24 protein-coding genes are annotated in these 25,991 nt (G+C 70.3%); 20 read left to right on the top strand and 4 right to left on the bottom strand.

Annotated features, from left to right (window positions below; translation table 11 throughout):
- Positions 1-6 precede the first annotated feature (6 nt).
- From BKA15_RS09135 to pth, 4 genes are all read left to right on the top strand, one after another.
- Positions 7-1,458, top strand: coding sequence for an L-fucose/L-arabinose isomerase family protein (locus tag BKA15_RS09135; RefSeq protein ID WP_179750053.1), 1,452 nt, complete (start codon positions 7-9; stop codon positions 1,456-1,458).
- Complete coding sequence (locus tag BKA15_RS09130) at positions 1,455-5,405, top strand: hypothetical protein (RefSeq protein WP_218871163.1); 3,951 nt, start codon at positions 1,455-1,457, stop codon at positions 5,403-5,405. Before BKA15_RS09135 ends, BKA15_RS09130 begins: the two co-directional genes overlap by 4 nt.
- 815 nt (positions 5,406-6,220) lie before the next feature.
- Positions 6,221-6,844, top strand: coding sequence for a 50S ribosomal protein L25/general stress protein Ctc (locus BKA15_RS35395; RefSeq protein ID WP_179750051.1), 624 nt, complete (start codon positions 6,221-6,223; stop codon positions 6,842-6,844).
- 27 nt (positions 6,845-6,871) lie between these two features.
- A complete protein-coding gene (gene pth, locus BKA15_RS09120) occupies positions 6,872-7,456 on the top strand; it encodes an aminoacyl-tRNA hydrolase (protein WP_179750049.1) in 585 nt (194 codons plus the stop codon).
- Here pth and BKA15_RS36320 read toward each other — a convergent pair.
- Positions 7,453-8,229 carry a class I SAM-dependent methyltransferase gene (locus tag BKA15_RS36320; protein ID WP_179750047.1) on the bottom strand — a complete coding sequence of 259 codons (777 nt, stop codon included), beginning with the start codon at positions 8,227-8,229 and terminating at the stop codon, positions 7,453-7,455. The genes pth and BKA15_RS36320 overlap by 4 nt on opposite strands.
- Before the next feature lie 321 nt (positions 8,230-8,550).
- Here BKA15_RS36320 and BKA15_RS09110 point away from each other — a divergent pair, with 321 nt between their 5' ends.
- Positions 8,551-9,375, top strand: a complete 825-nt coding sequence (locus BKA15_RS09110) for an alginate lyase family protein (protein ID WP_312879676.1) — start codon at positions 8,551-8,553, stop codon at positions 9,373-9,375.
- 9 nt (positions 9,376-9,384) lie between these two features.
- Here BKA15_RS09110 and BKA15_RS09105 read toward each other — a convergent pair whose 3' ends face one another.
- Positions 9,385-10,593 (bottom strand): FAD-dependent oxidoreductase, encoded by a 1,209-nt coding sequence (locus BKA15_RS09105; protein WP_179750045.1) that lies wholly within the window; start codon positions 10,591-10,593, stop codon positions 9,385-9,387.
- Positions 10,594-10,763: 170 nt separating this feature from the next.
- Positions 10,764-11,411 (bottom strand): PadR family transcriptional regulator, encoded by a 648-nt coding sequence (locus BKA15_RS09100; protein ID WP_179750044.1) that lies wholly within the window; start codon positions 11,409-11,411, stop codon positions 10,764-10,766.
- Between the two features lie 117 nt (positions 11,412-11,528).
- Between BKA15_RS09100 and BKA15_RS09095 the strand changes: the two genes are divergently transcribed.
- The 3 genes from BKA15_RS09095 (at position 11,529) to BKA15_RS09085 (ending at position 16,958) form a co-directional block, all read left to right on the top strand.
- Positions 11,529-12,095 carry a Uma2 family endonuclease gene (locus tag BKA15_RS09095; RefSeq protein ID WP_218871159.1) on the top strand — a complete coding sequence of 189 codons (567 nt, stop codon included), beginning with the start codon at positions 11,529-11,531 and terminating at the stop codon, positions 12,093-12,095.
- A gap of 29 nt (positions 12,096-12,124) precedes the next feature.
- Entirely contained in the window at positions 12,125-15,712 is a 3,588-nt protein-coding gene (gene mfd, locus BKA15_RS09090; RefSeq protein WP_179750042.1) for a transcription-repair coupling factor, read from the top strand.
- 82 nt (positions 15,713-15,794) lie between these two features.
- The gene (locus tag BKA15_RS09085) at positions 15,795-16,958 is read left to right on the top strand and encodes a Fic family protein (RefSeq protein WP_179750040.1); all 1,164 of its coding nucleotides are present in this window, start codon (positions 15,795-15,797) and stop codon (positions 16,956-16,958) included.
- On the opposite strand, the gene BKA15_RS09080 is transcribed toward BKA15_RS09085, so the two are convergent.
- A complete protein-coding gene (locus BKA15_RS09080; protein WP_218871157.1) occupies positions 16,944-17,171 on the bottom strand; it encodes a hypothetical protein in 228 nt (75 codons plus the stop codon). The two genes, BKA15_RS09085 and BKA15_RS09080, sit on opposite strands and share 15 nt — an antisense overlap.
- Positions 17,172-17,282: 111 nt before the next feature.
- Between BKA15_RS09080 and BKA15_RS09075 the strand changes: the two genes are divergently transcribed.
- The 12 genes from BKA15_RS09075 to def all read left to right on the top strand — a co-directional run bounded on the left by BKA15_RS09075 (position 17,283) and on the right by def (position 25,870).
- Positions 17,283-17,813: a hypothetical protein gene (locus BKA15_RS09075; protein ID WP_179750036.1), complete on the top strand. Its 531-nt coding sequence runs from the start codon at positions 17,283-17,285 to the stop codon at positions 17,811-17,813.
- Entirely contained in the window at positions 17,810-18,457 is a 648-nt protein-coding gene (locus tag BKA15_RS09070; protein ID WP_179750034.1) for a nucleoside triphosphate pyrophosphohydrolase, read from the top strand. Before BKA15_RS09075 ends, BKA15_RS09070 begins: the two co-directional genes overlap by 4 nt.
- Positions 18,454-19,110: a phosphoribosyltransferase gene (locus tag BKA15_RS09065; RefSeq protein ID WP_179750032.1), complete on the top strand. Its 657-nt coding sequence runs from the start codon at positions 18,454-18,456 to the stop codon at positions 19,108-19,110. The genes BKA15_RS09070 and BKA15_RS09065 overlap by 4 nt, the downstream gene beginning before the upstream one ends.
- Before the next feature lie 27 nt (positions 19,111-19,137).
- Entirely contained in the window at positions 19,138-19,692 is a 555-nt protein-coding gene (locus tag BKA15_RS09060; RefSeq protein ID WP_218871155.1) for a P-loop NTPase family protein, read from the top strand.
- 73 nt (positions 19,693-19,765) lie between these two features.
- Positions 19,766-20,239: a hypothetical protein gene (locus BKA15_RS09055; protein WP_179750030.1), complete on the top strand. Its 474-nt coding sequence runs from the start codon at positions 19,766-19,768 to the stop codon at positions 20,237-20,239.
- A gap of 26 nt (positions 20,240-20,265) precedes the next feature.
- Positions 20,266-21,216 carry a threonine/serine dehydratase family protein gene (locus tag BKA15_RS09050; RefSeq protein WP_218871153.1) on the top strand — a complete coding sequence of 317 codons (951 nt, stop codon included), beginning with the start codon at positions 20,266-20,268 and terminating at the stop codon, positions 21,214-21,216.
- A 138-nt stretch (positions 21,217-21,354) separates the two neighbouring features.
- Positions 21,355-22,635, top strand: coding sequence for a phosphopyruvate hydratase (gene eno / locus BKA15_RS09045; RefSeq protein WP_179750028.1), 1,281 nt, complete (start codon positions 21,355-21,357; stop codon positions 22,633-22,635).
- Positions 22,636-22,650: 15 nt separating this feature from the next.
- Positions 22,651-23,259 (top strand): FtsB family cell division protein, encoded by a 609-nt coding sequence (locus tag BKA15_RS09040; protein ID WP_179750011.1) that lies wholly within the window; start codon positions 22,651-22,653, stop codon positions 23,257-23,259.
- Complete coding sequence (locus BKA15_RS09035; protein ID WP_376766797.1) at positions 23,256-23,771, top strand: DUF501 domain-containing protein; 516 nt, start codon at positions 23,256-23,258, stop codon at positions 23,769-23,771. Before BKA15_RS09040 ends, BKA15_RS09035 begins: the two co-directional genes overlap by 4 nt.
- Before the next feature lie 69 nt (positions 23,772-23,840).
- Positions 23,841-24,767, top strand: coding sequence for a Ppx/GppA phosphatase family protein (locus BKA15_RS09030; RefSeq protein ID WP_179750009.1), 927 nt, complete (start codon positions 23,841-23,843; stop codon positions 24,765-24,767).
- Positions 24,768-24,815: 48 nt separating this feature from the next.
- Positions 24,816-25,328, top strand: coding sequence for a glycine cleavage system transcriptional repressor (locus BKA15_RS36780; RefSeq protein ID WP_179750007.1), 513 nt, complete (start codon positions 24,816-24,818; stop codon positions 25,326-25,328).
- Positions 25,325-25,870: a peptide deformylase gene (gene def, locus BKA15_RS09020; RefSeq protein ID WP_312878887.1), complete on the top strand. Its 546-nt coding sequence runs from the start codon at positions 25,325-25,327 to the stop codon at positions 25,868-25,870. The genes BKA15_RS36780 and def overlap by 4 nt, the downstream gene beginning before the upstream one ends.
- The last annotated feature ends 121 nt before the right edge of the window (positions 25,871-25,991 follow it).

Here is a 25,991-nt window from a genome sequence, read left to right as displayed (position 1 = left end):
GGAACGATGGCGGACGCTACGGAGCGCGATCCCGCGGAACTGTTGATTCCGCATCGGCGGCGCCGGACCAGGATCGGCCTGGTCTCGGGCGGGCTGGGGGCCTACTGGCCGCAGTTCCCGGGCCTGCTGGAGCAGTTGCAGGACTCGGCCCGCTACGTCACCGAGCGGTTCCAGGGCATGGAGGCCGACGTCATCGACGCCGGGTTCGTCTCCGACGCCACCGATGCGGGCAAGGCCGGCGAGAAGTTGCGGGTCGCCGACTGCGACCTGGTGGTGATCTTCGTCGCGACGTACCTCACCTCGTCGATGGTGCTGCCGATCGCGCAGAAGGCGAATGCGCCCGTGTTGATCATCGACCTGCAGCCGACCGAGAAGATGGACCACGCGTCGTTCGACACCGGGCAGTGGCTGGCCTATTGCGGCCAGTGCCCGATCCCGGAGATCGCCAACGTGTTCCGCCGGGCCGGGATCGGCTTCCGTTCCGTGTCGGGCCACCTGCGGCAGGAGAGCGCCTGGACCAGGATCGGCCACTGGATCGCCGCGGCCGGCGTACGGGCCCGGCTGCGGGAGGCCCGGCACGGGCTGATGGGACACCTCTATCCGGGCATGCTGGACGTCTCGACGGACCTGACCACGGTGTCCACGACGTTCGGCTCGCACATCGAGGTGCTCGAGTTCGATGATCTTCGGGAACGGGTTGCCGAGGTCACCGACGCCGAGACCTCGGAGCGGGTGGCGCTGGCCCGGAAGCTGTTCCAGCTCGACCAGAGCGTGGAGTCCGATGATCTTGAATGGGCGGCCAAGGTGTCGGTCGGGCTGGACCGGCTGGTGGCCGATTTCGATCTTGACTCGGTCGCCTACTACCACCGCGGCCTGGCCGGCGAACTGCACGAGCGGCTGGGTGCGGCGATGATCTTGGGCTCGTCCCTGCTCACGGCGCGCGGCATCCCGATGGCCGGCGAGTACGAGTTGCGGACCTCGATCGCGATGCTGGTCGCGCAGGCTCTCGGCGCGGGCGGCTCGTTCACCGAGATCCAGGCCCTCAACTTCGACGACGGCGTGGTGGAGATGGGCCACGACGGCCCGGCGCATCTGGCGATCAGCGCCCGGGATCCGTTGCTGCGCGGGCTCGGCGTCTATCACGGCAAGCGCGGCTGGGGCGTCTCGGTGGAGTTCGACGTCCGGCACGGCCCGGTCACCACGATCGGTCTCGGCCAGGATCCCGACGGCAGCTACGTCCTCGTCACGTCGGAGGGGACCGTGGTCGACGGGCCGCTGCTGCAGATCGGCAACACCACCTCGCGGGTCGACTTCGGCGTCGACCCGGGGGAATGGGTCGACGCCTGGAGCCGGACCGGGATCGGGCACCATTGGGCCCTCGCGGTGGGCCACCGGTCGGCCGAGGTGCGGGCCGCCGCCGAACTGCTCGGCCTTGATCACCGTACGGTCTCTCGTTGATCCCGGAGGACTTGATCATGATCCCAGCGGAACTGGTCGGCCTGTTCGAGGAACCCCCGCGCGACTACGGACCGACCCCGTTGTGGTGGTGGAGCGGCGGCAAGGTCACCCGGGAACGCCTGGACTGGCAGCTGCGGCGATTCGCCGACGGCGGGATCCACAACCTGGTGGTGATCAACCTCGCTCCGGCCGGCCCGACGTTCGGCGCCATGACCGACGACCCGGTCTGGTTCAGCGAGGAGTGGTGGGACCGCTTCACCGACGCGTGCACGATCGCTCGTGAGCTCGGCACCAAGATCTGGTTCTACGACCAGATCGGTTTCTCCGGCGCCAACATCCAGGGCCGGATCACCCTTGATCATCCGGAGCTGACCGGACAGGCGTTGCGGCGCACCGAGGCGATCGCGTCCGGCGGCCGGATTCCCTTGCGGGGTACGGAATCCCTGCTGGTCTGCTACGACGGCGCCGGGCGGCGGGTGGAGACGACCGCGGGCGGCCTGGTCGGGGCGCCGGACGGTGCCGAGCTGACCGCGATCACCGTGGTGCCGACCGCCTTCGACTACCTCGACCCGGCCGCGGTCGAGTTGTTGATCGACTCCGTCCACGGCGAGTTCGAACGCCGGCTGCCGGAGTTCCTGGGCACGGTCATCCCGGGCAGCTTCCAGGACGAGCTGCCCGGCACCAACCCGTGGAGCCAGCGGTTCGCCGACGAGTTCGAGCGCCGGGCCGGCTACGACCTGCGTGATCATCTCGGCGCGCTGTTCCTGGCCACCGCCGACGGGCTGGACCCGCGCGACGCGAGCAAGATCAGGACCGACTACTACGCGGTCCGGGCCGCACTCACCGAGGAGGCGCTGTTCCGGCCGCTGGGGGAGTGGCACACCAAGCGCGGGCTGCTGCTCGGCGTCGACCAGAGCCACCCGGCCCGGGCCGGCTTCCCGACCCAGGCGACCCAGCTCTACACCGACTACTTCCGCACCCACCGCTGGTACAACGCCCCCGGCAGTGATCATGACGGCGACTCCAAGGTGCACAGTTCGATGGCGCACCTCTACGGCCATGATCGGGTCTGGCTGGAGGCGTTCCACTCCAGCGGCTGGGGCGGCACGCTGGAGGACACCTACGACTGGCTGCTTCCCTTCCTGCGCAGCGGTGCGACGCTCTACGATCCGCACGCCAGCTACTTCGACACGGCGGCCGGCTGGTTCGAATGGGCGCCGCCGTCGACCGACTGGCGGCAGCCGTACTGGAAGCAGTACGGGGCCTTCTCCGACGCCGTGGCGCGGCTCTGTTCGATCTTGTCCTGGGGCGACTACGACGCCGGTGTCGCGGTGCTGCATCCGACGACGACGGCGCAGGCCGGCCTGCCGATCGACCTACCCGTGCAGCACTTCGGCGACGGTCTGCTCGGTGCGGGGCACGAGGACGTCGACCGGGCCCAGCAGACCTACCTGGCGCTGAGCGGCGTGAACAACTGGCGCCGATGGCAGGGCGGTTTGCTGGACGCGGCCGGGATCGCGTTCGACGTGATCGACGACGCGTCGATCCAGCGCGCCGAGATCGGCCGGGCCCGGCTCACCGTCCGTTCGCTGAACTATCACACGGTGATCCTGCCCGCGACGACCGTGCTCGAGTCGCGGACCGCGACCGCGCTCGTCGAACTGCTCGAGGCCGGCGGGCGGGTGATCGCGGTCGGCGCTGCACCGTCGGTCGCGGCCGGCTTGGGCACCGACGATGCGACGGTACGGCGGCTGGCCGAACACCCGGGTCTGGTGGTGGTCGCGGATCCGGCGGCCGCGGTGGCGGAGCTCGATCCGCTCGATCAGCACGTCTCAGCGGACCTGCCGCTGCTGGTCCGGCGCTCGGGTCCGTACGGGGTTGCCTTGATCACCGGCGCCCACCCGAACGCGAGCCAGGATCCGGACGGCGTGCCCGTGAAGTGGACCGACGGCTTCGACCGGACCCGCTACGCCGACACCCGGACGGTCCGGATCCGCGCCAAGATCGCCGAGGCCGAGTTGTGGGATCCTGCGTCCGGCGAGCGGCGTCCGGCGGTGATCAAGCCCGCCGCCGGCAGGACGACCATGATCGAGATCGACCAGGCCGGCGCACCCGCCTTGCTGCTGGTCTGGCGCGAGGGTACGGAGGCGCCACCCGTACCGGAGCCTCGGCCGGTGGCGGCGAGGCCGGGGCAGGAGCTCGCCGACGGCTGGACCGGAACTCTCGTGCACACAATGGACAACACCTGGGGCGACCTGGCTCGGCCGGCCGGCCGCCAGCTTGATCGGCTCGAGCTGTGGCACGTCGAGACCGCCGACGGCGACGCCGATTGGCAGCCGTCCCGGGCCGGCTACGGGCAGCGGGTGATGATCACGACCGGAGTTGATCATGGGCCGCTGAGCGTCGAGGACTGTGACCGGATCGCTGCCGGAGAACGTGAGCTGGCCGGGGCCGGCTGGCAACCGTACAACTTCTCGGCCAGCCGGGCGATCGACCGGGACGCGGTCAGCCCGCTCGGCAGCAAGGGCCTGGTGCCCGCCGAGTACGTCCTCGCGCCGAACCCCGAGCCCGGCGAGCTGACCCGGGTGCGGGCCGTCCTCCGGACCGATCACCGCGGGCCTGCCGACCTGGTCGTGTCGGCCAGCTCGGCCAAGCAGGTCAGCTGGAACGGCGTCGTCCTGACGGCTCCCGATCACTACGCGGCCGTACACCGGATCGACGTCGAGCGGGAGATCAACATCCTCGAGTACGCCCTCGGGCCGTCGCGGACCGCGGGCGAACTGACGGTGATCGGCTCCGGGTTCACGATCACCGGGCCGGACGGCTATGGGGAACGCCCGGAGCACATGGCGTTCGGCGACCCGGCGGTCACCAGCGACGGCATGATCATCTTCTCCACCACGGTGACCCTGGCCGAGCCGGCGACCTCGGCGGCCCTGGTCGTCGGCGCCGCCGGCGCCGCGACCGTGCTGATCGACGGGACCGTCGTGGGCCGCCAGGAGAAGGTCGAGTACTACGACTGGGGCAGCCGGCCGATGTACTTCCGGCACGACGTGACCGAGCTGCTCGGCGCCGGTGATCATGTGCTCGCGGTACGCCTGGAGACGGCCGACATCACCGACGTGATCTTCGTCGACCTGGTCGCGCACACCCCGGCCGGCCCAGTCGTCGCGGTCAGCGGACTCGGCTGGACCTGCACCACCGACAACCAGTCGGCGCCGTCGACGGTCCGGCCGGAGCAGTGGAACGCGATCGAGACCATGCACGCCGCGCACCGGCCGCACCAGCTCCGCCGTGCCTCCTGGCTGCGCGGCGAGGCCGAGCTCGGCGTACCGCCGGCGGAGTTCGACACCGCCGACTCCGCCGTACCGCGACCGCGCCGGATCCGGGCCACCCTACCGGCCGGCACCGCCCGGCTCCGGGCCCCGCTGCGGACGCCGGCGACGATCATGATCAACGACACCGAACACCGCGCCGCCGCCGACGGCTGGGTCACGCCGGCCGAGCCGCTGACGGAACCTGGAACGGTGGAGTTGATCATCGAGTCGTCGGCGTTCCTGCCCGGGGCGTCGGCGCTGGACGGGCCGATCGAGGTCGAGCACGTACCGGCTCCGATCGCGCTGGGCGACTGGCGCGAACTCGGGCTCGGCGACTTCAGCGGCGCGGTCAGCTATCGGCGGACCATCGAACCGGCCGGCGACGGACCGCTGACCCTCGACCTCGGCGACCTCCGCGGCAGCGTCGACGTGCTGCTCGACGGCAGGCAGGTCGGCTCCGCCTTCTGCGCCCCGTTCCGCTTCACCCTGCCGCCGCTCGACGGACCGGCCGCACTGGAGATCGTCGTCTACAACACCCTCGGTCCGTACCTGCACGCCGCCACCCCGACCAACTTCGTCTTCCCGGCCCAACGCTCCTCCGGCCTCTACGGCCCGGTCCGCCTCACCTAACCGCCGACCGGTCACCAACGCAGCGGTTTTCGCGGCGTGTCGCTGCGCCTCGCCAACGCGACGGGCAGGGTGCGCCCAGGACCTCACACCCGCATGACCTCGCCGAGTGTGAGGAAACGACCAGGTTGAAATCGATTTCGAGGGTACGAAACGTCACACTCGGTGCATCCATGTCGCGGGTCAGAGTGCTCGGGCGCGTTCGTCCCGTCGGCCTTTGTCTCCGCCGGCCTCGTCCCCGCGGACCTTCGTCCCCGCCCGACCTTCGCCCCGGCTGGCCTTCGCCCCGGCTGGCCTTCGCCCCGGCTGGCCTTCGCCCCGGCTGGCCTTCGCCCCGGCTGGCCTTCGCCCCGGCTGGCCTTCGCCCCGGCTGGCCTTCGCCCCGGCTGGCCTTCGCCCCGGCTGGCCTTCGCCCCGGCTGGCCTTCGCCCCGGCTGGCCTTCGCCCCGGCTGGCCTTCGCCCCGGCTGGCCTTCGCCCCGGCTGGCCTTCGCCCCGCGGACCTTCGTTCCCGCCGACCTCCACTCCCGCCGCCGACCTCCACTCCGGCGGCCCATCTCTCCCCGCGCCGACAGGTCACAAGCGCAGCGACACGCCGACAGGACGCCTGCTTTTGTGACTGGTCGGCGGAATTGGTGGTGGGGGGAGGGTTCGGCTAGGGTGAACCGGTTGCCTCGGCGAGGGTGGCCCCGATCACGGTCGGGGGACCGTGATCGACATGGGCCACGGGCTCCGGCGTTCGCTGGACCGCGGATCTCAGTGGTCGCTCGCTGTGGAGACAGACCAGATTCCTGCCAGTCAGTTCGAGGAGATTCGTTCGTGCCCGAGGTCAAGCTCACCGCCGAAACGCGTACCGAATTCGGCAAGGGCGCTGCCCGCCGGATCCGCCGTGCCGACAAGGTTCCCGCCGTCCTGTACGGGCACGGGGCCGAGCCGGTCCACATCACCCTGCCCGGTCACGAGACCCTGCTCGCGCTGCGCGTGGCCAACGCGCTGCTGTCGATCGACATCGACGGCAAGTCCCAGCTGGCGCTGCCGAAGCAGGTCCAGCGCGACCCGATCAAGGGCCTGATCGAGCACGTCGACCTGCTGCTGGTCCGCCGCGGCGAGAAGGTCACCGTCGACATCCCGCTCCACGTCGAGGGCGAAGCCGGCCCGGACACCCTGGTCGTGGTCGAGAACTCCACCATCAGCATCGAGGCCGAGGCGACCCACCTGCCGCAGCAGATCGTCGTCTCCATCGAGGGCCTGCAGGCCGGTTCGCAGATCCTGGCCAAGGACCTCGACCTGCCGGAGGGCTCCGTGCTGGGTGTCGAGCCGGATCAGCTGATCGTCAACATCACCAACGCGCCGACCCAGGCCGAGCCGGAGACCGCCGACGAGGAGGCCGGCGCTGAGGCGCCCGCCGACGCCGAGGCCGAGGGCTCGTCCGAGGAGAGCTGAGTCGCTCCGCACGAGGCGAGCCGAGTCATGCAGCCGTGGCTGGTGGTCGGCCTGGGCAATCCCGGGCCGACCTACGCGAAGCATCGCCACAACGTCGGCCACCACGTGGTGGATCGGCTGGTCGAGCGTGCCTCGGCCAAGCTCAAGGCGCCGTTCGGGATGCGGGCCGAGCTCGCCGAACTGCGGGTCGGCCCGCCCGGTGGGGAGGCGCCGCGGATGGTCGTCGCCAAGTCCCGCACGTACATGAACGAGACCGGCGGTCCGGTCTCGAAGTTGATCAAGTACTACAAGACGTCGCCGGCGCAGCTGATCGTCGTGCACGACGAGCTGGACATCGAACCCGGCCAGTTGCGGGTCAAGTTCGGTGGCGGCGACAACGGGCACAACGGGCTCAAGTCGATCCGGGCGTCGATCGGCACCGGTGACTTCTATCGGGTACGGATCGGAGTCGGCCGCCCGCCCGGTCGCCAGGAACCGGCGGACTACCTGCTCAGCAACATCCCCGCGTCCCAACGGGCGGATGTCGAGGTCGAGGTGGAACGCGCCGCCGACGCCATCGAGTCCTTGATCTTGGTCGGCCTGGACCGCACCCAGAGCAGCTACAACTCCTAGTTTCGCGACGGGGTCCGGCCGCGGACCGCCGAGGCCCTGGCCGACAGCGAGAACGCTCCCGCGGGCGCCCCGAGCTCGACGAACAGCGCGGCCCGCAGCTCCGCCTGCCGCTCCGGGTCCAAGGTCTGGCAGTAGCTGCCCGCCGGCCCGATGCCGTACGTCAGCGGCTGCCACAACTCCTCGAAGTCGGCGTACGTCGTCGTCACGACCAGCGGCTCGGTCGCGTTCCCGTCCAGGCCGGCCCGACGCCACAACTCGGCCAGGCTGTCGGCGGTCCGCAGCGGCATCCCGGCCTCGTCCGGTGCGTCCGGGTCCAGCGACAACGCAGCCCGCCAGAAGGCATCCAGCATCTCCATCCCGTGGCCGTACTCCCAGGTGCACGCCGCGATCAGGCCGCCGGGCCGCACGACCCGGGTCAGTTCGATCATCCCGACCACCGGGTCCGGCACGAAGTTGATCACCAGTTGGGAGAGGGCCGCGTCGAACGTGTCGTCGGGCCAGGGCAGCCGCTCGATCCCCGCCTGGCGGACCACGGCGTCCGGCACCCGGGCTTGGCAGGCCTCGACGAACGAGGTCGACGGGTCGACGGCGGCGACGTGCACCGCGCCGACCCGCTCGGCCAGCCGCGCGGTCAGGGCGCCCGGCCCGCAGCCGACGTCCAGCACCCGATCACCGAAACCGACCGCGGCGAAGTCGATCATGAGCGGCGCCAGCTCGGCGGAGTAGCGGCCCATGAACCTGTCGTAGGCGTCGCCGGCCACTGCAAAGCTCACTAGTCCATTCACCTCCCGGATCGGTCCCGTGTCAACGGGCCGATCGTCTGTCACTCCACTGGGCAATTCATCTGGCAAATCATGGAAAACGCTTGGTATGGAATGGGCACCGTGCGTGCCTGCTGGCACTGGAGGGGCTAAAGGTAGGAGGACCTGGTGGACCGGGCCCAGCTCGGCTACCCCCGGGCCATGGTCCTGGCCGAGCGGGAACCGTGGACGAGTGCGTACGACGCGCTGGCGGCCAGCCCGTTCGCGTCGCTGGACTAGCAGCCGCAGCCTCGGGAGTACGTCGTCGAATGCGGCCCCTACTCCAATCCGAACCTGGGCTGTTCCGAGGAGCGCAACGATGCCCTGGCCGCCTACACCCACGCGTTGCTCTGGAATCTGACCCGCGATTCGCGGCATGCGGAGAAGTCGATCGCGATCATGGACGCCTGGTCGGCGGTGATCAAGGATCACCTGAATCACAACGCCCGGCTGCAGACCGGCTGGTCCGGCGCCTCGTTCTCCCGGGCTGCGGAGTTGATCAAGTGGACCTACCCCGGCGGGTGGGCCGGTGAGCAGCGGTTCGCCGACGTGCTCCGTACCGTCTATCTGCCGAAGGTGCTGCCCGGAGTCGCCGACTACAACGGGAACTGGGAGTTGATCATGATGGACGCGGCGATCGGGATCGCCGTGTTCCTGGACGACCGGGCGGCCTTCGACGAGGCGATCGCCAAGACCCGGGCCCGGGTGCCGGCCCATGTCTACCTGACCGGTGACGGCCCGCTGCCGCACCCGCCGCCGAACGGCAGCAAGGACACGCCGGAGAAGTTGATCAAGTACTGGCACGGTCAGACGACGTTCGTCGACGGGCTGGCGCAGGAGACCTGTCGCGACTTCGGGCACACGGGCTGGGGCTTCCAGGTCGCCGCCTTCGAGTTCCATGCCGTCTTCGATCTCGGTGAGCCGGTCCCGGCCTGGCTCTGCGGCGGCAAGATCAAGCCCGGGCTCGGCCCGGTCGTCGAGATCGCCTACCACCACTACCATGATCGACTCGGCGTGCCGATGCCGAAGACCGCCGCGCTGATCGAGCGCGGCCGGCCGTTCGGCACCAGTCACTTCTTCGGCTGGGAGACCTTGACCCACGCCGAGAACGTCCGCTGATCGCGACGGTCAGCCCGCGGTCGACAGCAGTTCGGGCTGGACCGGGGCGTCCCAGTCGATCCGGTACCGCTGCTCGACCCCAAGGGTCCGCTCCGGATCCATCCTCTTGATCATCATCGGCATCAGGACCGACATCAGCCGTCGCGCCAGCGGGCCCGGAGTCTTGCTGTGGTTGAGTTTCCGGGCTCGCGCCGCGACGCTCTCGACCCGAGCCCGGCGCAGCTCCTCGTACGCCGCGAAGGCGGATCCCGGGTCGGGCAGGTCGCGCAGGCAGCGGGCCAACTGGACGGCGCTCTCGATCGCGAGTGAGGCACCCTGGCCCGAGCTGTTCGACGGCGCATGGACGGCATCGCCGACCAGCACCAGCCGACCCCGGTGCCAACGGGGCACCGGCGGCATGATGTGCAGTGCGCCGGTGATCTCCAGGTTCTCCGGCGTGGTCCGGCGGACGAACTCGCCGCCGGGTGAGTCCGCGCCGTACGTCTCGCGCAGCCGGTCCAGCCAGTGCTCGGCCGGAACGGCCCGCGCCTCCTTGAGGGACAGGTACTTCCGGTGCGGCAGGTTGGCGCCCCACAAGATCGTCTTCTCGTCGAGCACCGCATACAGGTAGTAGGCCCGGGACCCGAACGCGAAGACCATCGTCCCGGGTGTCAGCCCAATCTCGTTGTTGATCAAGGCGCCGAAGCCGAGCATGCCGGTGTAGTCGGGACCAGGGTTGCTCGGGTCGATCAGCCCGCGAACGGTCGACCGCACGCCGTCGGCGCCGATCACCACGTCGGCGGTGGCGCTGCTGCCGTCCGCGAAGTACGCGGTCACGCCCGACTCGCCCTCGGCGACCCGGACCAGCCGCTTGTCGTACTCGAACGACACGCCGGCGGCGATCGCGTGATCATGAAGGACGCGATGCAGGGCGTGGCGGTCGACCATCTGCAGCGGCGGCAGCCCGGCCGGCGCCGGCGTCGGAACGATCTTGCCGCCGATCGACAGCTCCATCCGCGAGATGGGCTTGGCGATGGCCCGGACCGGGTCGCCGGCACCGATGATGTCGAGCGCGGCGACGCCGTTCGGGGCCAGGGCGAGACCGCTGCCGATCGTGAAGGTCGGGCCCGAGTAGGCCTCGTAGACACGGGCCGAGATGCCGGCCTTGAGCAGGGCGGTTGCGGTGACCGGGCCGGCGATGCCGCCGCCGATCACGAGGGCGGATTCCGTGGTGGACATGGGTGTGTGCTCCAGTTCTCTCGCGCTACAGGTTCTCGCTCGAACCGGCCGCAACCCCTCCCGATATCCTGTGGTTGCCAGCCTTGGCCGGGTGCGCGGAAGCGGGCGCGGTTCGAGACTGTTTGATCGGGCCCGACGGTGGTGTTGCCGCACCGCTGTCGGGCCCGAACTCATCCGGTCGGCCCCCTTTCGAAGAGGGCGAACGCCTCGGCGGGCTTCAGCCCGGACGCATGGGCGCGGTGCCAGAGTTCGAGATCCGGGAACGTGCCGCCGGTGATCTCCTCGCGCAGCGCCCTGGTCCAGGACGCCTCCGCCTCCAGCATCGCCAGGTCGTATTCGGACTCGACGATGAACAGCCGGGACAGCCCGGAGCCCGTGATCTCCTCGAGTTCGCGTCGGGCGGTTTCGATGGCACGGTCCAGTGCGTCGGCGCGGCGGCCGAGCAGTTCGGCGACCTCTTCGGGCGCCAGTCCGGCCATGACCGAGAGCCCGGCCGTGAACCGGTGGTGCTCCGGCTCGGGTTCGGCGATCAGGTCCCGGGTCCAGTCGGCCAGCTCGGCGCGGCCCGCGTCGGTGATCGTGAAGATCGTCCGTTCCGGCCGGGCGCCGTCCCGTTCACTCCCGACGACTTCGAGGAAGCCGGCCTTCTCCAGGTTGTTGACCACCGTGTAGAGCGAGCCCCACTTGACGTCCATGTCGCGGTCCTTGCCGCGCTCCCGGATGGTCGTGGCGATCTCGTACCGGTGCATCGGGCGTTCGGCCAACACGGCGAGCACGGCCAGGGCCAGCAGGTTGTTCACCTTGCGCTTCGTGGCCATCGCCGCCCCGTTCTCGAGCTACTCGTCTGCGAATATACGCCTACGAATATCTCGGCACAAGTGGACTGTCGGACCGTCGCCCTGTCGTCGGCTCCGTGAAGGGGAAAGGACACTACGATGGCTTCCATGACAGCCGAGGCGGAGGCGTGGCGATTGCCGTTGAGCCGGCCGCTGACTCGCGCCGACCTGGCGGACGCTCCCGATGACGGGCACCGCTACGAACTCATCGACGGGACGCTGATCGTGTCCCCGGCGCCGCGGATGCGGCACCAACGGGCCGCGTTCCTGCTGGGCATCGAGCTCGAACAGGCATGTCCGGCAGGTCTGCGCGTCATCCCGGCGCCGTTCGATGTGGTGCTGGCGATCGACACCGTGATGCAGCCGGACCTCCTGGTGGGCCGGATCGCGGACCTCACCGAGGCGGACCTTCCGGCGGCTCCCGTGCTGGCGGTCGAGGTTCTTTCGCCGTCCACAAGACGCTTCGACCTGGTCCTCAAGCGGTCCCGGTTCGAGAGCGCCGGCGTGGAGCACTACTGGGTCGTTGATCCGGACGAGCCGTCGATCACCGCGTGGACTCTGGTGGACGGAACATACGGCGATCCCCTGCGGGTCACCGGCGACGAGGAGTTCGCCACCGAACAGCCGTTCCCGCTCCGGATCGCCGCGAGCGAACTCGTGGACTGAATGTCGGGGGAGGGTTGTAGGTTGTCTCGGTGACCCTTTCGGGACTCGTCAACCTTTTCACTCAAGAACCCACCGTTGCCGAATCCATCGGCGACGCACGTGCGCGTACCGTCAGCGCGCTCGACCTGACGGCACCCGCTCCGATGCGGCCGCTGATCGCCGCCGCCCTGGCCGCGGCCCCCGAGGACGGTGGCGCCGGGCGACCGGTGCTGCTGGTCAGCTCCACGTACCGCGAGGCCGAGGAACTCACCACGGCCCTGCAGTCGCTGCTGGCCGAGGACGACGTCGTCTACTACCCGGCCTGGGAGACGCTGCCGCACGAGCGGCTCAGCCCGCGCTCCGACACGGTCGGCCGACGGCTGGCCGTGCTGCGCCGGCTGGCCGGCACCGACGGCGAGACGCCGCCCAAGATCATCGTCGCGCCGGTCCGCAGCGTGCTGCAGCCGCAGGTGAAGGGGCTGGCCGACCTGCGCCCGGTCCGGATCCAGGCCGGTCACGACTACGACCTCGACTCGCTGGCGCACGACCTGGTCGGCGCCGCCTACGTCCGGGTCGACCTGGTCGAGCGGCGCGGCGAGTTCGCCGTCCGGGGCGGCATCGTCGACGTCTTCCCGCCGACCGAGGAGCATCCGGTCCGGGTCGACTTCTTCGGCGACACCGTCGAGGAGATCCGGCACTTCTCGGTCGCCGACCAGCGGTCCGACGAGGAGACCATCGACTCGATCGTCGCCTCGCCGTGCCGGGAACTGTTGCTCACCGATGAGGTACGGGCTCGGGCGAAGGCCCTGGCCGAGGAGCATCCCGAGCTGATCGAGATGCTCGACAAGATCGCCGCCGGGCATGCCGTGGACGGGATGGAGTCCCTGTCGCCGGCGCTGGTCGAGGGCATGGAGCTGCTGGTCGAGCTGCTGCCGACCGACACCCACGTCCTGCTCTGCGACCCCGAACTGATCCGCGGCCGGGCGCAGGACCTGGTCGCCACCAGCCAGGAGTTCCTGCAGGCCTCCTGGGCCGCGGCGGCGGGCGGCGGCAAGGCGCCGATCGATCTCGGCGCGTCCGCCTACCGCGGGCTGGCCGAGGTGCGCCAGGCCGCGCTCGACCGCGGGCTGGCCTGGTGGACGCTGTCCCCGTTCAGCGCCGGGCCCGCGACCGGCGAGGAGCCGGTGCGCACCGAGGACGGCGAGCTGATCGACTTCAGCACCCAGGTCAGCACGGCCGGCGTCGAGTCCCGGACGATCGCCGGCCAGGTTGGCGAGACGTACCGCGGCGACACCGAGGCGGCCGTTCGCGATCTTGCCGCCCGGGTGCACGACAACTGGCGGCTCGCGGTGATCGCGGAGGGGCACGGTCTGGCCCAGCGGATGGTCGAGGTGCTCTCCGAACATGATCTTCAGGTACGGATCGGCGACGGCTCCGAAACCCCCGGCGAGGGCGCGATCACCGTCAGCACCGGCGCCCTGCGGCACGGCTTCGTGGCCGATGCCCTGCGGCTCGCCGTCCTCACCGCCGGTGATCTCTCCGGCCGCGGAGCCGTTGCGGACAAGGCTTCCCGGACGATGCCGAGCCGGCGGCGGAACCAGATCAACCCGCTGGAACTGGTTCCCGGCGACGCGGTCGTGCACGAGCACCACGGCGTCGGTCGCTACCTGGAGATGGTGCAGCGGACGGCGGCCGGCACCACTCGGGAATACCTGGTGATCGAATACGCGCCGTCCAAGCGCGGCCAGCCGGGCGACCGGCTCTACGTACCGATGGATCAGCTGGACCTGCTCACCCGCTACGTCGGCGGCGAGCACCCGAGCCTGGACCGGATGGGCGGCGCCGACTGGAACAAGCGCAAGGGCCGGGCCCGGCGCGCGGTGCGGGAGATCGCCGCCGAGTTGATCAAGCTGTACGCGGCCCGCCAGGCCAGCCGCGGCCACGCGTTCGAGCCGGACACCACCTGGCAGCGCGAGCTCGAGGACGCGTTCGGTTACGTGGAGACGCCGGACCAGCTGGCCGCGATCGACGAGGTCAAGCGGGACATGGAACAGATCGTGCCGATGGACCGGCTGATCTGTGGCGACGTCGGCTACGGCAAGACCGAGATCGCCGTCCGGGCGGCGTTCAAGGCGGTCCAGGACGGCAAGCAGGTGGCCGTGCTGGTGCCCACGACGCTGCTGGTGCAGCAGCACTACGCGACGTTCGCCGACCGCTACGCCGGCTTCCCGGTCCGGGTCGCGCCGCTGAGCCGGTTCCAGACCGACTCCGAGGCGAACGCCACCAAGGCGGGCGTCAAGGACGGCAGCATCGACGTCGTGATCGGCACCCACCGGCTGCTCAGCGGCGAGGTGAAGTTCAAGGACCTCGGCCTGGTGATCATCGACGAGGAGCAGCGGTTCGGCGTCGAGCACAAGGAGCAGCTGAAGAAGCTGCGGATGGACGTCGACGTGCTCGCCATGTCGGCGACCCCGATCCCGCGCACGCTGGAGATGGCGATCACCGGCATCCGCGAGATGAGCACGATCGCCACCCCGCCGGAGGAACGGCACCCGGTGCTCACCTTCGCCGGCCCGTACGAGGAAGCCCAGGTGACCGCGGCGATCCGGCGCGAGCTGCTCCGCGAGGGCCAGGTCTTCTTCATCCACAACCGGGTGCAGAGCATCGAGAAGGTGGCCAAGCGGATCCAGGAGTTGGTGCCGGAGGCCCGGGTGGTCACTGCCCACGGGCAGATGGGCGAACACCGGCTGGAACAGGTGATGGTCGATTTCTGGGAGCGCCGGGCCGACGTGCTCGTCTGCACCACGATCGTCGAGGCCGGCCTGGACATCTCCACCGCCAACACGCTGCTGATCGAGCGGGCCGACCTGCTCGGCCTGTCCCAGTTGCACCAACTGCGCGGGCGGGTCGGCCGGAGCCGGGAGCGCGGCTACGCGTACTTCCTCTATCCGCCGGAGAAGCCGCTCACCGAGACCGCCCATGATCGACTCGCCACGATCGCCGCGCACACCGATCTCGGCGCCGGCATGGCGGTGGCGATGAAGGACCTGGAGATCCGCGGCGCCGGCAACCTGCTCGGCGGCGAGCAGTCCGGCCACATCGCCGACGTCGGCTTCGACCTCTACATCCGGCTGGTCGGCGAGGCGGTCGCGGAGTATCGCGGCCAGGAGTCCGAAGCTCCGACCGAGGTCCGGATCGAACTGCCGGTCGACGCCCGGCTGCCGACGGATTACGTGGAGTCGGAACGGCTCCGGCTGGAGATGTACAAGCGGATCGCCGAGGTGCGCAGCCTGGACGACCTCGGCGAGGTCAGGGCCGAGTTGCAGGACCGGTACGGCGACCTGCCGGCCGAGGTGGACAACCTGATGGCGATCGCCGAGTTCCGGATCCTGGCCCGGCACGCCGGACTGACCGAGGTGGTCGGCCAGGGCAACTACATCCGGTTCGGCCCGGCCTCCCTGACCGAGTCGAAGGTGCTCCGGCTGAAGCGGCTCTATCCGGGCAGCGTGGTGAAGGAGGCCGCCGGCTTCATCCTGGTCACCCGGCCCCGCTCCCGCACGATCGGCGGGCCGCCGATCGTCGACAAGGAACTGCTCGCCTGGGCCACCGAGGTGATCAACAACATCTTCCTCGCCTGACTGGTGTCACTATGTCTCTTATTAAGTGACATAGAGACACCGAAAGAAGGTAGGCTTGGCACTTATTAAAGGACAAAGTGCCATGGTGAAACTCTTCGAGACCCCAGCCCTCGACCGCGCTGACCACGACGTCATCCGCGAAGTCCACGATCTCCGCATCTCACTTGCGCACTTCCTCCGCGTACCCAAGCGATGGAACGGCGTCCTACGACGGACCTCGGCCGCCAGGGCGATCCAGGGCTCGAACACCATCGAGGGATACACGGTCAGCGAGGAGGATGCGGTCGCCGCCGTTGACGACGAGCCGCCGCTGGCCGCTGATGAGGCGACCTGGGCGGAGATCCTGGGCTATCGCCGCGTGCTCACGTACGTCATCAACGTCTCGACCGAGCCCGGTTTCGTGATCGATGAAACCGTCCTGCGGTCGATGCACTTCATGTTGCTGGATCATGACCTGGCCAAGGGCCCGGGTCGGTACCGCACCAAGGAGATCTTCGTCCGTGACGACCGCCGTGGGATCAACGTCTACACGGGCCCGGATGAAGCCGACGTGCCTGATCTGATGCGAGCCCTATCGGTCTCGCTGGCAGCACCGAGGGATGGCGACCCGCTGGTGCGGGCGGCGATGGCGCACCTCAACCTGGTGATGATTCATCCGTTCCGCGACGGCAACGGTCGGATGGCCCGCGCGCTGCAGACGATGGAGCTGGCCCAGGACCAGGTTGTCGAACCGACCTTCTCCAGCATCGAGGAGTGGCTGGGGAACAACACCCAGGATTACTACGACGTCCTGGCGGCCACCGGCCGCGGCCGGTGGAACCCGGCGAACGACACGTCGCTCTGGGTGAGGTTCAACCTGCGCGCGCATCACCTGCAAGCACAGACCGTGCGCCGACGGTTCGACGAAGCCGAGACCCAATTGCGGCGCGTCGACGAACTGGTGGCTCAGCACAAGCTCAACGAACGTGTCGGCGCGGCCCTCTTCGACGCCCTGCTCGGCCTCCGCGTGACGCGGCCCTCCTACGTCAAGCTGACCGGCCTCGATGAACGCACCGCGACCCGGGATCTGGTCAACGGTGCCGACGCCGGCCTGTTGGAGGCCCGCGGAGAGCGACGGGGTCGGCACTACGTTGCCGGCGAACCGCTCCGGGCGATCCGTGAGGAATTGCGAACAGGTCGGAAGCCTCTCACCGATCCCTATCCAGCCCTTCTCGGCCAGCTTCGACGAGCCCTACCCACGGATTGATTCCGGGGGTACGGTGCCGGTGTCCTCCTGCGCGTGTTCGATGGGTCCGGTTAGGTCCGGCAGTCCGCCCGACTCAAGCCAGTCGAAGAAAGCCTGTCGTTGCTGGCGCTTGATCACCTCGGCCAGGGCCGCGTTCGCCGTGGTGGTCGGCGTCGTCGTCCCGAGGACCTCGGCCGCCTCACCGAGCAATGCGTTGTCCACCTCGACCACCATCCGCGGCATCGTCGCCTCCTCGCGTGATTCCAAGGTCGAGGGTATCGGCGGTCACGCACCGGCCGGGCTTCGATTGATCGTGCAGCCGACGTCGCTTGTAACATGACGCCGGTGAAGATCCTGCACCGTATCGCCGGCCTGATCGCGGCCGCCGCTGTTGTCGTCACGACGGGCTGCGCCGGCAGCGCTCCGGACGTCGCGGCCTACGTCGGCCCGAACCAGATCAGTGACCGGGACCTGCACGAGATCACCGTCGCGGCCGACGAGGTGTTGCGTACCCAGGGTCAGCGGGCGAGCTCGGGCGGGGTGCTCAATGGCCTGGTGCTGGGCGAGATCGCCGAGCAGACGGCCACCCAGCGCGGGATCAAGATCTCCGACTCCGAACGCGACGCTCTGATCTCCCCGTCCAACCTGGGCTCGCTGCTCGGGAACGGCCGGACCCGCGAGCTGGCGTACGCGCTCGCCGACGCGGAGTTGGTCCGGATGCGGGTCGGCGACGAGACGTTCCTGAGGGCGCTCGGCGACGCCGAGGTGCGACTCAATCCGCGGTACGGCACCTGGCAGCCGGACGCCTACGCGCAGGGCGGGTCGATGGTCGGCGCGGGCTCCGAGTCGTTGTCCCTGCCGGCTCCGCGGTCATGACCGTCGCGGCCGCCGGCGGCGAGGTCTTCCCCGAACTCAGCCGGCTGGCCGAGGTGATGGCGACCCTGCGCCGCCGTTGCCCGTGGGACGCCGAGCAGACCCACCGCTCGCTGGTCCAGTACCTGATCGAGGAGACCGGGGAACTGGTCGAGGCGATCGAGACCGGCGACCAAGATCATCTGGCCGAGGAACTCGGCGATCTGCTGCTGCAGGTCTACTTCCACGCCCAGATCGCCTCCGAAGCGGCCGACGGTTTCGATCTCGACGACGTGGCGGCCGGGGTGGCCGACAAGCTGGTCCGGCGGCACCCGCACGTCTTCGCGGCGGAGACCGCACCGGCGGACCTGAATCACACCTGGGAGCAGCGCAAGGCGGCTGAGAAGGGCCGGACCTCAGTCCTGGAAGGGATTCCGGAGCAGCTGTCCGCGCTGGCCCGGGCGAACAAGATCATCAGCCGGACCCGGTCCCGGAAGGTCGACGTCGAGTTGCCGGACCAGCCGATCGAGCCGGCCGAGGTCGGTGTGCAGATCGTCGCGCTGGTGGCCCGGGCGCAGGCGGCGGGCATCGATCCGGACCAGGCCGTTCGCGATGCGGTACGTGATCTTGAAGCAGCCGTGCGCACGGCGGAGGGCGATCGGTCATGATCAACAGTCGGTACGCCGACCGCGCCGACGCCGGCCGACAGCTGGCCGCCCTGCTGGACCACCCCGAGGATCAGGCCGACGCGCCGACAGTGCTCGCACTGCCCCGGGGTGGCGTCCCGGTTGCCGCGCCGATCGCCGAGCGCTTCGGCGTCGGCCTGGACATCGTCGCGGTACGCAAGCTCGGCGTGCCGGACCAGCCGGAGCTGGCGATGGGTGCCCTGGCCCGGATCGGGGACCGGGTCGAACACCTGCGCAACGACCGCGTGATCGCCATGGCCGGTGTGACCGAGCCCGCCTACCAGCGGGTGCTGGCGGAAGAGCGGCGCAACCTCGACGAGCGGCACCGCGCCCTGCGCGGCGACCGGCCCGCGCTCGACCTGTCGGGCCGGCCGGTGATCATCGTCGACGACGGCCTCGCCACCGGCACGACGATGCTGGTCGCGATCGAGGCGGTCCGCCGAGTCGGCGCCGGGTCCGTGATCGCGGCCGTCCCGGTCGCCTCCGAGCAGGCGGCCCGGCTGATCACGGACCGCGCCGACCGGCTGGTCTGCCCGTCGATCCCGGCGATCTTCCGCGCGGTCGGCCAGGCCTACCGCGACTTCGCTCCGGTGCCGGAGGCCGAGGCGCGACGGATCCTCAACTCCGAGCATTAGCGGGCCGCCGCCACTAGGATCCGGACGGTGATCAACGAGGACGGCACACCGGTGCGCCGGATCCTGGTCTACGGGGTGACCGGCTCGGGCAAGACGACGCTGGCCCGGCGCCTCGGCGAGCGGATCGGGCTGCCCTGGCACGCGGTGGACGACCTGACCTGGGACCGGCCCTGGGTGCCGGTGCCGAAGGACGAGCAGCGCCGCCGGATCGCCGCGATCTGCGCGGGCGACGCCTGGATCCTCGACCACGGGTACGGGGCCGGGCTGGACGTGGTGCTGGAGCGGGTCGAGGTGATCATCGCGCTGGACTACCCGCGGCTGCTCTCGCTGGGCCGGCTGATCCGGCGCTGCCTGGTCAACGTGATCAAGAAGGTGCCGACCTGCAACGGCAACATCGAGACCTGGCGCACCATGCTCCGCCGCGACTCGATCATCTGGTGGCACTTCAAGTCGTGCGGCCCGAAGAGTGCCCGGATCCGCGGCTGGGCGGCCGATCCGGAGGGGCCGCGGGTGATCGTCTTCCGCCGCCCGGCCGAGGCCGAACGCTGGCTGTCCGACCTCGAACGCGACAACGTCGCGTAGTCACCGGCGCCGGATGCCGGGATCGTCGCCGGTTCGGCCACCTGCGTTGATCAGTGTCGGTACTGTCTTGTGGGTGACCCTTCCCAATCCGGAGACGTACCCGCATCCGGAGCAGCGGCCCACGCAGCACCTCTCCGGGGCGATGCCACCCATGCCGCACCCGGGGATGCCAGTCCCGCCGCCGATGCCGCGGCCCAGCCAGGAGGTGCAGCGCGACGCGGCCGCGGCGATGGCCGCCCGCCACGAGCTGGGACCGGAGTTCGACGAGCAGATCGCCGCCGGCCTCGCCGAGCGGATGGAGCAGCTGGCGTACCACCGCGGCGTCGAACTGCAGGAGCAGCACCGCACCGCCCGGGCCGAGGAGGCGGCGGAGCGCTCGACCCGGACCCAGCGGTTCGCGCTCGGCATCGTCTCGCTCGGCGCCGGCATCCCGATCACCGCGATCAGCACCCTGGTGGATCCGCCGATCGTCGGCATCCTGATCTCCTGGGGCGGCATTGTGGCCGTCAACGTGGTGCACGCGTTGAGCGGACGCCGCCGCCGTTGACCAGTCAGGACTGTGAGGTCGCGCCGGTGCCATCGGTCCGGCTGGTGACCCCCGAAGCCCTGCGTACGGCAGCGGCTCGGATCGCCGGCGAGATCGTCGCCACACCTACCGTCGCCAGCCCCGGCCTGACCGCCCTGCTCGGGGTGCCGGTCACGCTGAAACTCGAACAACTGCAGCGATCCGGGTCGTTCAAGTTCCGCGGGGCGCTGGCCAAGCTGCTCACCCTGGACGAGGCCGAGCGGGCCGCCGGGGTGGTCGCGGTCAGCGGCGGCAACCACGGCACGGCGCTGGCCGACGCGGCCGGCTCGCTCGGCATCGCCGCGACCGTCGTGATGTCCGAGGCCGCGCCGCAGCGGTCGATCGACGCCTGCCGTGCCGCGGGCGCCGAGGTGCGGCTGACGCCGGACATGGCGGACGCGTTCGCGCTGCTGGACGACCTGGTCGCCGAGGGCCGTACCCTCGTCCATCCGTTCGACGACCCGGTCGTTGTCGCCGGGCAGGGGACCGTCGGCCTGGAGTTCGCGGCCGCCGCGCCGGACCTCACCGACGTGCTGGTCAGCATCGGCGGCGGCGGGCTGATCGCGGGCGTCGCGGTGGCCTTCCGCGAACTCGATCCGCGGGTACGGATCTGGGGCGTCGAGACGGAAGGGGCGGACGCGATGAGCCGTGCCCTGGCGGCCGGCGGCCCGGTCGACTTCCGGCCGACCTCGATCGTCACCACCCTCAGCGCTCCGCACGTGTCCTCGTTGACGTACGAGCACGTACGGGAACTGGTCGAGGACGTCATCGTGGTCTCCGACGACGAGGCCGTGGCCGGCGCGATCACGCTGGCCGAGCAGGCCGGGGTGTGGGCCGAACCGGCGGCCGGCTGCCTGATCCCGGCGGCCCGGACCGTGCTCGACCGGGTCGGCCCGGACGCACGACTGGGTCTGGTGATCTGCGGCGGTAACGCCACGGTCGCGGCGCTGGCGCGCTGATCCCGGCAACCAGCACCCCCGTTGGTCTGCATTTCGTGGGACGCACACGCGCCATTCGCCTGCCGCGTCCGAGAACCCCCGTGTTGGGTCGTTACGCTGGGGACGCAATGCCCCATTCCAGGAAAGGCAGCTAAGTTCGTGGCCAGTATCGAGTTTGTCGGCGCCCGGGAGATCCTCGATTCCCGCGGCAACCCCACGGTTGAGGTCGAGGTCATTCTCGACGACGGTGCGGAGGGCCGGGCTGCGGTCCCGTCCGGTGCGTCGACCGGTGCGTTCGAAGCGGTGGAGTTGCGCGACGGCGGTGACCGCTACGGCGGCAAGGGCGTCAGCAAGGCCGTCCTCGGCGTGATCGACCAGATCGGCCCGGAACTCCTCGGGTACGACGCCAGCGAGCAGCGGCTGATCGACCAGGCGATGCTCGACCTGGACGACAGCGACAACAAGGCCAAGCTCGGCGCCAACGCGATCCTCGGGGTTTCGCTCGCGGTCGCCCACGCCGCCGCCGATTCCGCGGACCTGCCGCTCTACCGCTACATCGGTGGCACCAACGCCCGGACGCTGCCGGTGCCGATGATGAACATCCTCAACGGAGGAGCGCACGCCGACTCCGATGTCGACGTGCAGGAGTTCATGATTGCACCGATCGGCGCCGGCACGTTCGCCGACGCGGTGGAGCAGGGCGTGTCGGTCTACCACGCGCTCAAGTCCGTGCTGAAGCAGAAGGGCCTGGCCACCGGGCTCGGCGACGAGGGCGGCTTCGCCCCCAACCTGCCGCAGAACGTGGCGGCGCTGGAACTGATCGCGACCGCGGTGGAGAAGACCGGGCTCACGCTCGGCACCGACATCGCGCTGGCGCTGGACGTCGCCGCGACGGAGTTCTTCGCCGACGGCGCGTACACCTTCGAGGGCACGAAGCACAGCGCCGAGGAGATGACCGCGATCTACACCAAGTGGGCGGCGGACTTCCCGATCGTGTCGATCGAGGATCCGCTGGCCGAGGACGACTGGGCCGGCTGGGCCACCCTGGTCAGCCAACTCGGCGACAAGCTGCAGATCGTCGGCGACGACCTGTTCGTCACCAACGTCGAGCGGCTGCAGCGCGGCATCGACGAGAAGGCGGCCAACGCGCTGCTGGTCAAGGTGAACCAGATCGGTTCGCTGACCGAGACCCTGGACGCCGTCGAGCTGGCCCACCGGAGCGGCTTCAGCTGCATGATGAGCCACCGGTCCGGCGAGACCGAGGACGTCACGATCGCCGACCTGGCCGTCGCGACGAACTGCGGCCAGATCAAGAGCGGCGCCCCGGCCCGGTCCGAGCGGGTCGCCAAGTACAACCAGTTGTTGCGGATCGAGGAGGACCTGGACGACGCGGCGCGCTACGCCGGTGCGGCCGCGTTCCCGCGTTTCACCGTCCGCTAAGGAGACAATGGATCGATGTCAGCCCGGCGCAACCTTCCCCGTCCTGCCGCGGCTCCCGGACGCAAGACGGCCCGACCGAAGGGTTCCCGGCGCACCGCCGGGGACCGGTCCGGCCCGGCCGCGAACGGGCCGATCGATGACACCTCCGACTCCACTCCGGCGTCGCGCCCCGTGTTCCGGCGCCGCACCAGCATCACCACCCGGGCCATCGCGCTCGCGGTGGTGTTGCTGATTCTGACGATCTCGTACGCGAGCAGCCTGCGGATCTACCTCGAGCAGCGGCAGGAGATCGCCGCGACGAAGGCCAAGATCACCGAGCGGGAGGCCGCGATCGGCGCCCTGCAACGGGATCTGGACCGCTGGCAGGACGACGCGTACGTCGAGGCGCAGGCCCGGGAACGGCTCGGCTGGGTGCTGCCCGGCGAGGTCGGCTACCGGGTCGTCGAGGGCGCCCCGACCGATGACCCGACCGACGCACCGCAACAGCAGGAGGACCAGACGCCGTGGTGGGAACGCCTGCTCGGCTCGCTGGCCCGGGCCGACCAGCCGCCGGCCGCGCCGGCACCGGAGCCGACGGAGGAGCCGACGATCACCGCCAGCTCCGCCCCGAAGAACGGCCGATGAGCGGCGCCCGGACACCGGAACCCCCGAAGCTGGAGCCGATGTCGGCGGCCGACGCCGCGGTGATCGAAGAACAGCTGGGCCGCCCGCCGCGGGGCGTGGCGGGCATCGCCTATCGCTGCCCGGCGGGGCACCCGGGCGTGGTCGCGACCGAGCCGCGGCTGCCGGACGGCACTCCGTTCCCGACCACGTACTACCTGACCTGCCCGAACGCGGTCGCGGCCTGTTCCCGGTTGGAGTCGATCGGGGTGATGGTCGAACTCGGGCAGCTGCTGGCCGACGCCCCCGAGGTTGCCGCGGCCTACCGGCGGGCGCACGAGGCGTACCTGGCCGACCGGGCGGCGCTCGGCGACGTCCCGGAGTTGGCCGGGGTCAGCGCCGGCGGGATGCCGGACCGGGTGAAGTGCCTGCACGCCCTGGTCGCCCACAGCCTGGCCGCCGGCCCCGGCGTGAACCCGATCGGCGACGCGGCCCTGGCCCGCCTCCCCCTCATCTGTCCGCCGACCGGGCACTAAAGCAGGCGTTTGGGCGGCGTGTCGCTGCAGAGTTGACGTCTCACCGATCGGACAGGGGAGGATGCGAGCATGACCAGGGTCGCCGCGGTCGATTGCGGTACGAACTCGATCAGGCTGCTGATCGCCGAGCGCGGCCCGGACGGCCGGCTGGTCGAGCTGGAGCGCCGGACCGACATCGTCCGGCTCGGCCAGGGCGTCGACGCGACCGGCGAGTTCCATCCCGACGCGCTCGCCCGGACCTTCGCCGCCACCGAAGGCTATGCCTTGTTGATCAAGGACGCCGGCGTACCCGCGGACAAGATCGACTTCGTCGCCACCTCCGCGGCCCGGGATGCCGGCAACCGGGAGGCGTTCTTCACCGGCATCGAGGAGCGGCTCGGCGTCCGGCCGGAGATCATCAGTGGCGACCGGGAGGCGGAGTTGTCCTTCACCGGTGCACTGAGTGGAATGGCGGGCGGCGGCCCGGGACCCGTGCTGGTGATGGACATCGGCGGCGGTTCGACGGAGTTGATCTTGGGTGAACTGGACGGCACGATCCTGGCCGCGCGCTCGCTTGACGTCGGCTCGGTCCGGCTCACCGAGCGGTTCCTCGGGGCCGGACCGCCCGCTCCGGATGATCTTGGCCGGGCGGCCGCGTACGTGGACGGACTGATCGACGCGAGCGGCATCGATCTTGGTGCGGCCCGGGTCTGGGTCGGCGTCGCCGGTACGGCGACCACGCTGGCCGCGGTCAATCTCGGGCTGACCGCCTACGACCGGAGCAAGGTGCACGGCTCGATCATCACCGTCGACGCGCTGGCCGGGCTGCTGGCCGACCTGTCGGCGAAGACGGTCGAGGAGATCCGGGCCATTCCGTCGATGCATCCCGGCCGCGCCGACGTCATCTGCGGCGGCACCCTGGTCGCGAGCCGGGTGGCCCGCCGGGTGAGCACGGACCGGATGGTCGTCAGCGAGGCGGACATCCTGGACGGGATCGCCCTCTCGTTGCTCTCCTGAGCCTGAGCCTGAGCCCGCCCGAACGGCGGGGTTTGGCACAATGCCCGGGTGACTCATCTCGCCATCACCGTGCTGGGGCATGACCGGCCCGGCATCATCGCCCGGACGGCGGACCAACTGGCCGGCCTGCAGATGAACCTCGAGGACTCCTCGATGACGCTGCTCCGCGGTCATTTCGCGATGACCCTGATCTGCACCGGCAGCACCACGGCGGCCGAGGTGGAGGCCAAGCTCGCCGCGATCATCGACGACTCGCTCTCGGTCAGCGTGCGCGAGATCGATCCGGAGGCCGACCAGGCGCCGGTCGGGGAGTCGTACCTGATCACCGTGCATGGCGCCGACCAGCTCGGCATCGTCGCCCGGCTGACCGGCGTGCTGGCCGAGGCCGGCGGCAACATCACCGACCTGTCCACCCGGCTGTCCGGCGATCTCTATCTGCTGCTCGCCGAGGTCGACCTGCCGCCGGGCGTGGTCGAGGACGTACGGCAGCGGGTGGCCGAGGTGGCGGCCGAGCTCGGGGTCGGGGCCAATCTGCGCCCGGTGGAGCGCGACGAACTGTGACCTTCCAGCTTCCGGCACTGCCCACCGGGCAGGTCCGTGACGTGGTGCGCGCGCCGGCACCGGTGCTGTCCACCGCCGCCCCCGAGCTCGACCCGACCAGCCCGGAGGCGGCCCAGCTCTGCGCCGACCTGGTGGCCACGATGCGGGTGTCCCCGGGCTGCGTCGGCCTGGCCGCGCCGCAGATCGGCGTCGCGGCGCGGGCGTTCTGCGTCGACGTCACCGAGCACCCGAAGACCAAGACCTGCCACGGCCTGATCGTGTTGATCAACGCCGACGTGATCGCCGCCAGCCGCAACGAGAAGTCCCGCGAGGGCTGCATGTCGGTGCCCGACTTCACCGGCGACGTGAAGCGGGCCAACCGGGTCACCGTAGCCGGCCTGTTGCCGGTGACCGGCGAGCGGATCGAGATCGTCACCGACGCCTTCGAGGCCCGCGCCCTGCAGCACGAGATCGATCACTGCGCCGGCCTGCTGTTCCTGGACCGGGTCGCCGGCGCGCATGCGGTCTTCCCGCGCAAGGTCTACCAGGACCCGCGCGGTTAGCCGACCTGACCGGCCAGGTTGGCGGACTCGGCACGACGTACATGCGCCGAGTGTGATGCTTCGTACCGTCGAAATCGATCTCACGCGGTTGTTCCGTCACACTCAGCGATGACAAGGGCGT

It is taken from the genome of Microlunatus parietis, from assembly GCF_013407955.1.
GTDB lineage: Bacteria > Actinomycetota > Actinomycetes > Propionibacteriales > Propionibacteriaceae > Microlunatus > Microlunatus parietis.
The sequence above is the reverse complement of the archived record's forward strand: the minus strand, read 5'-3'. Positions and strand labels throughout refer to the sequence as shown.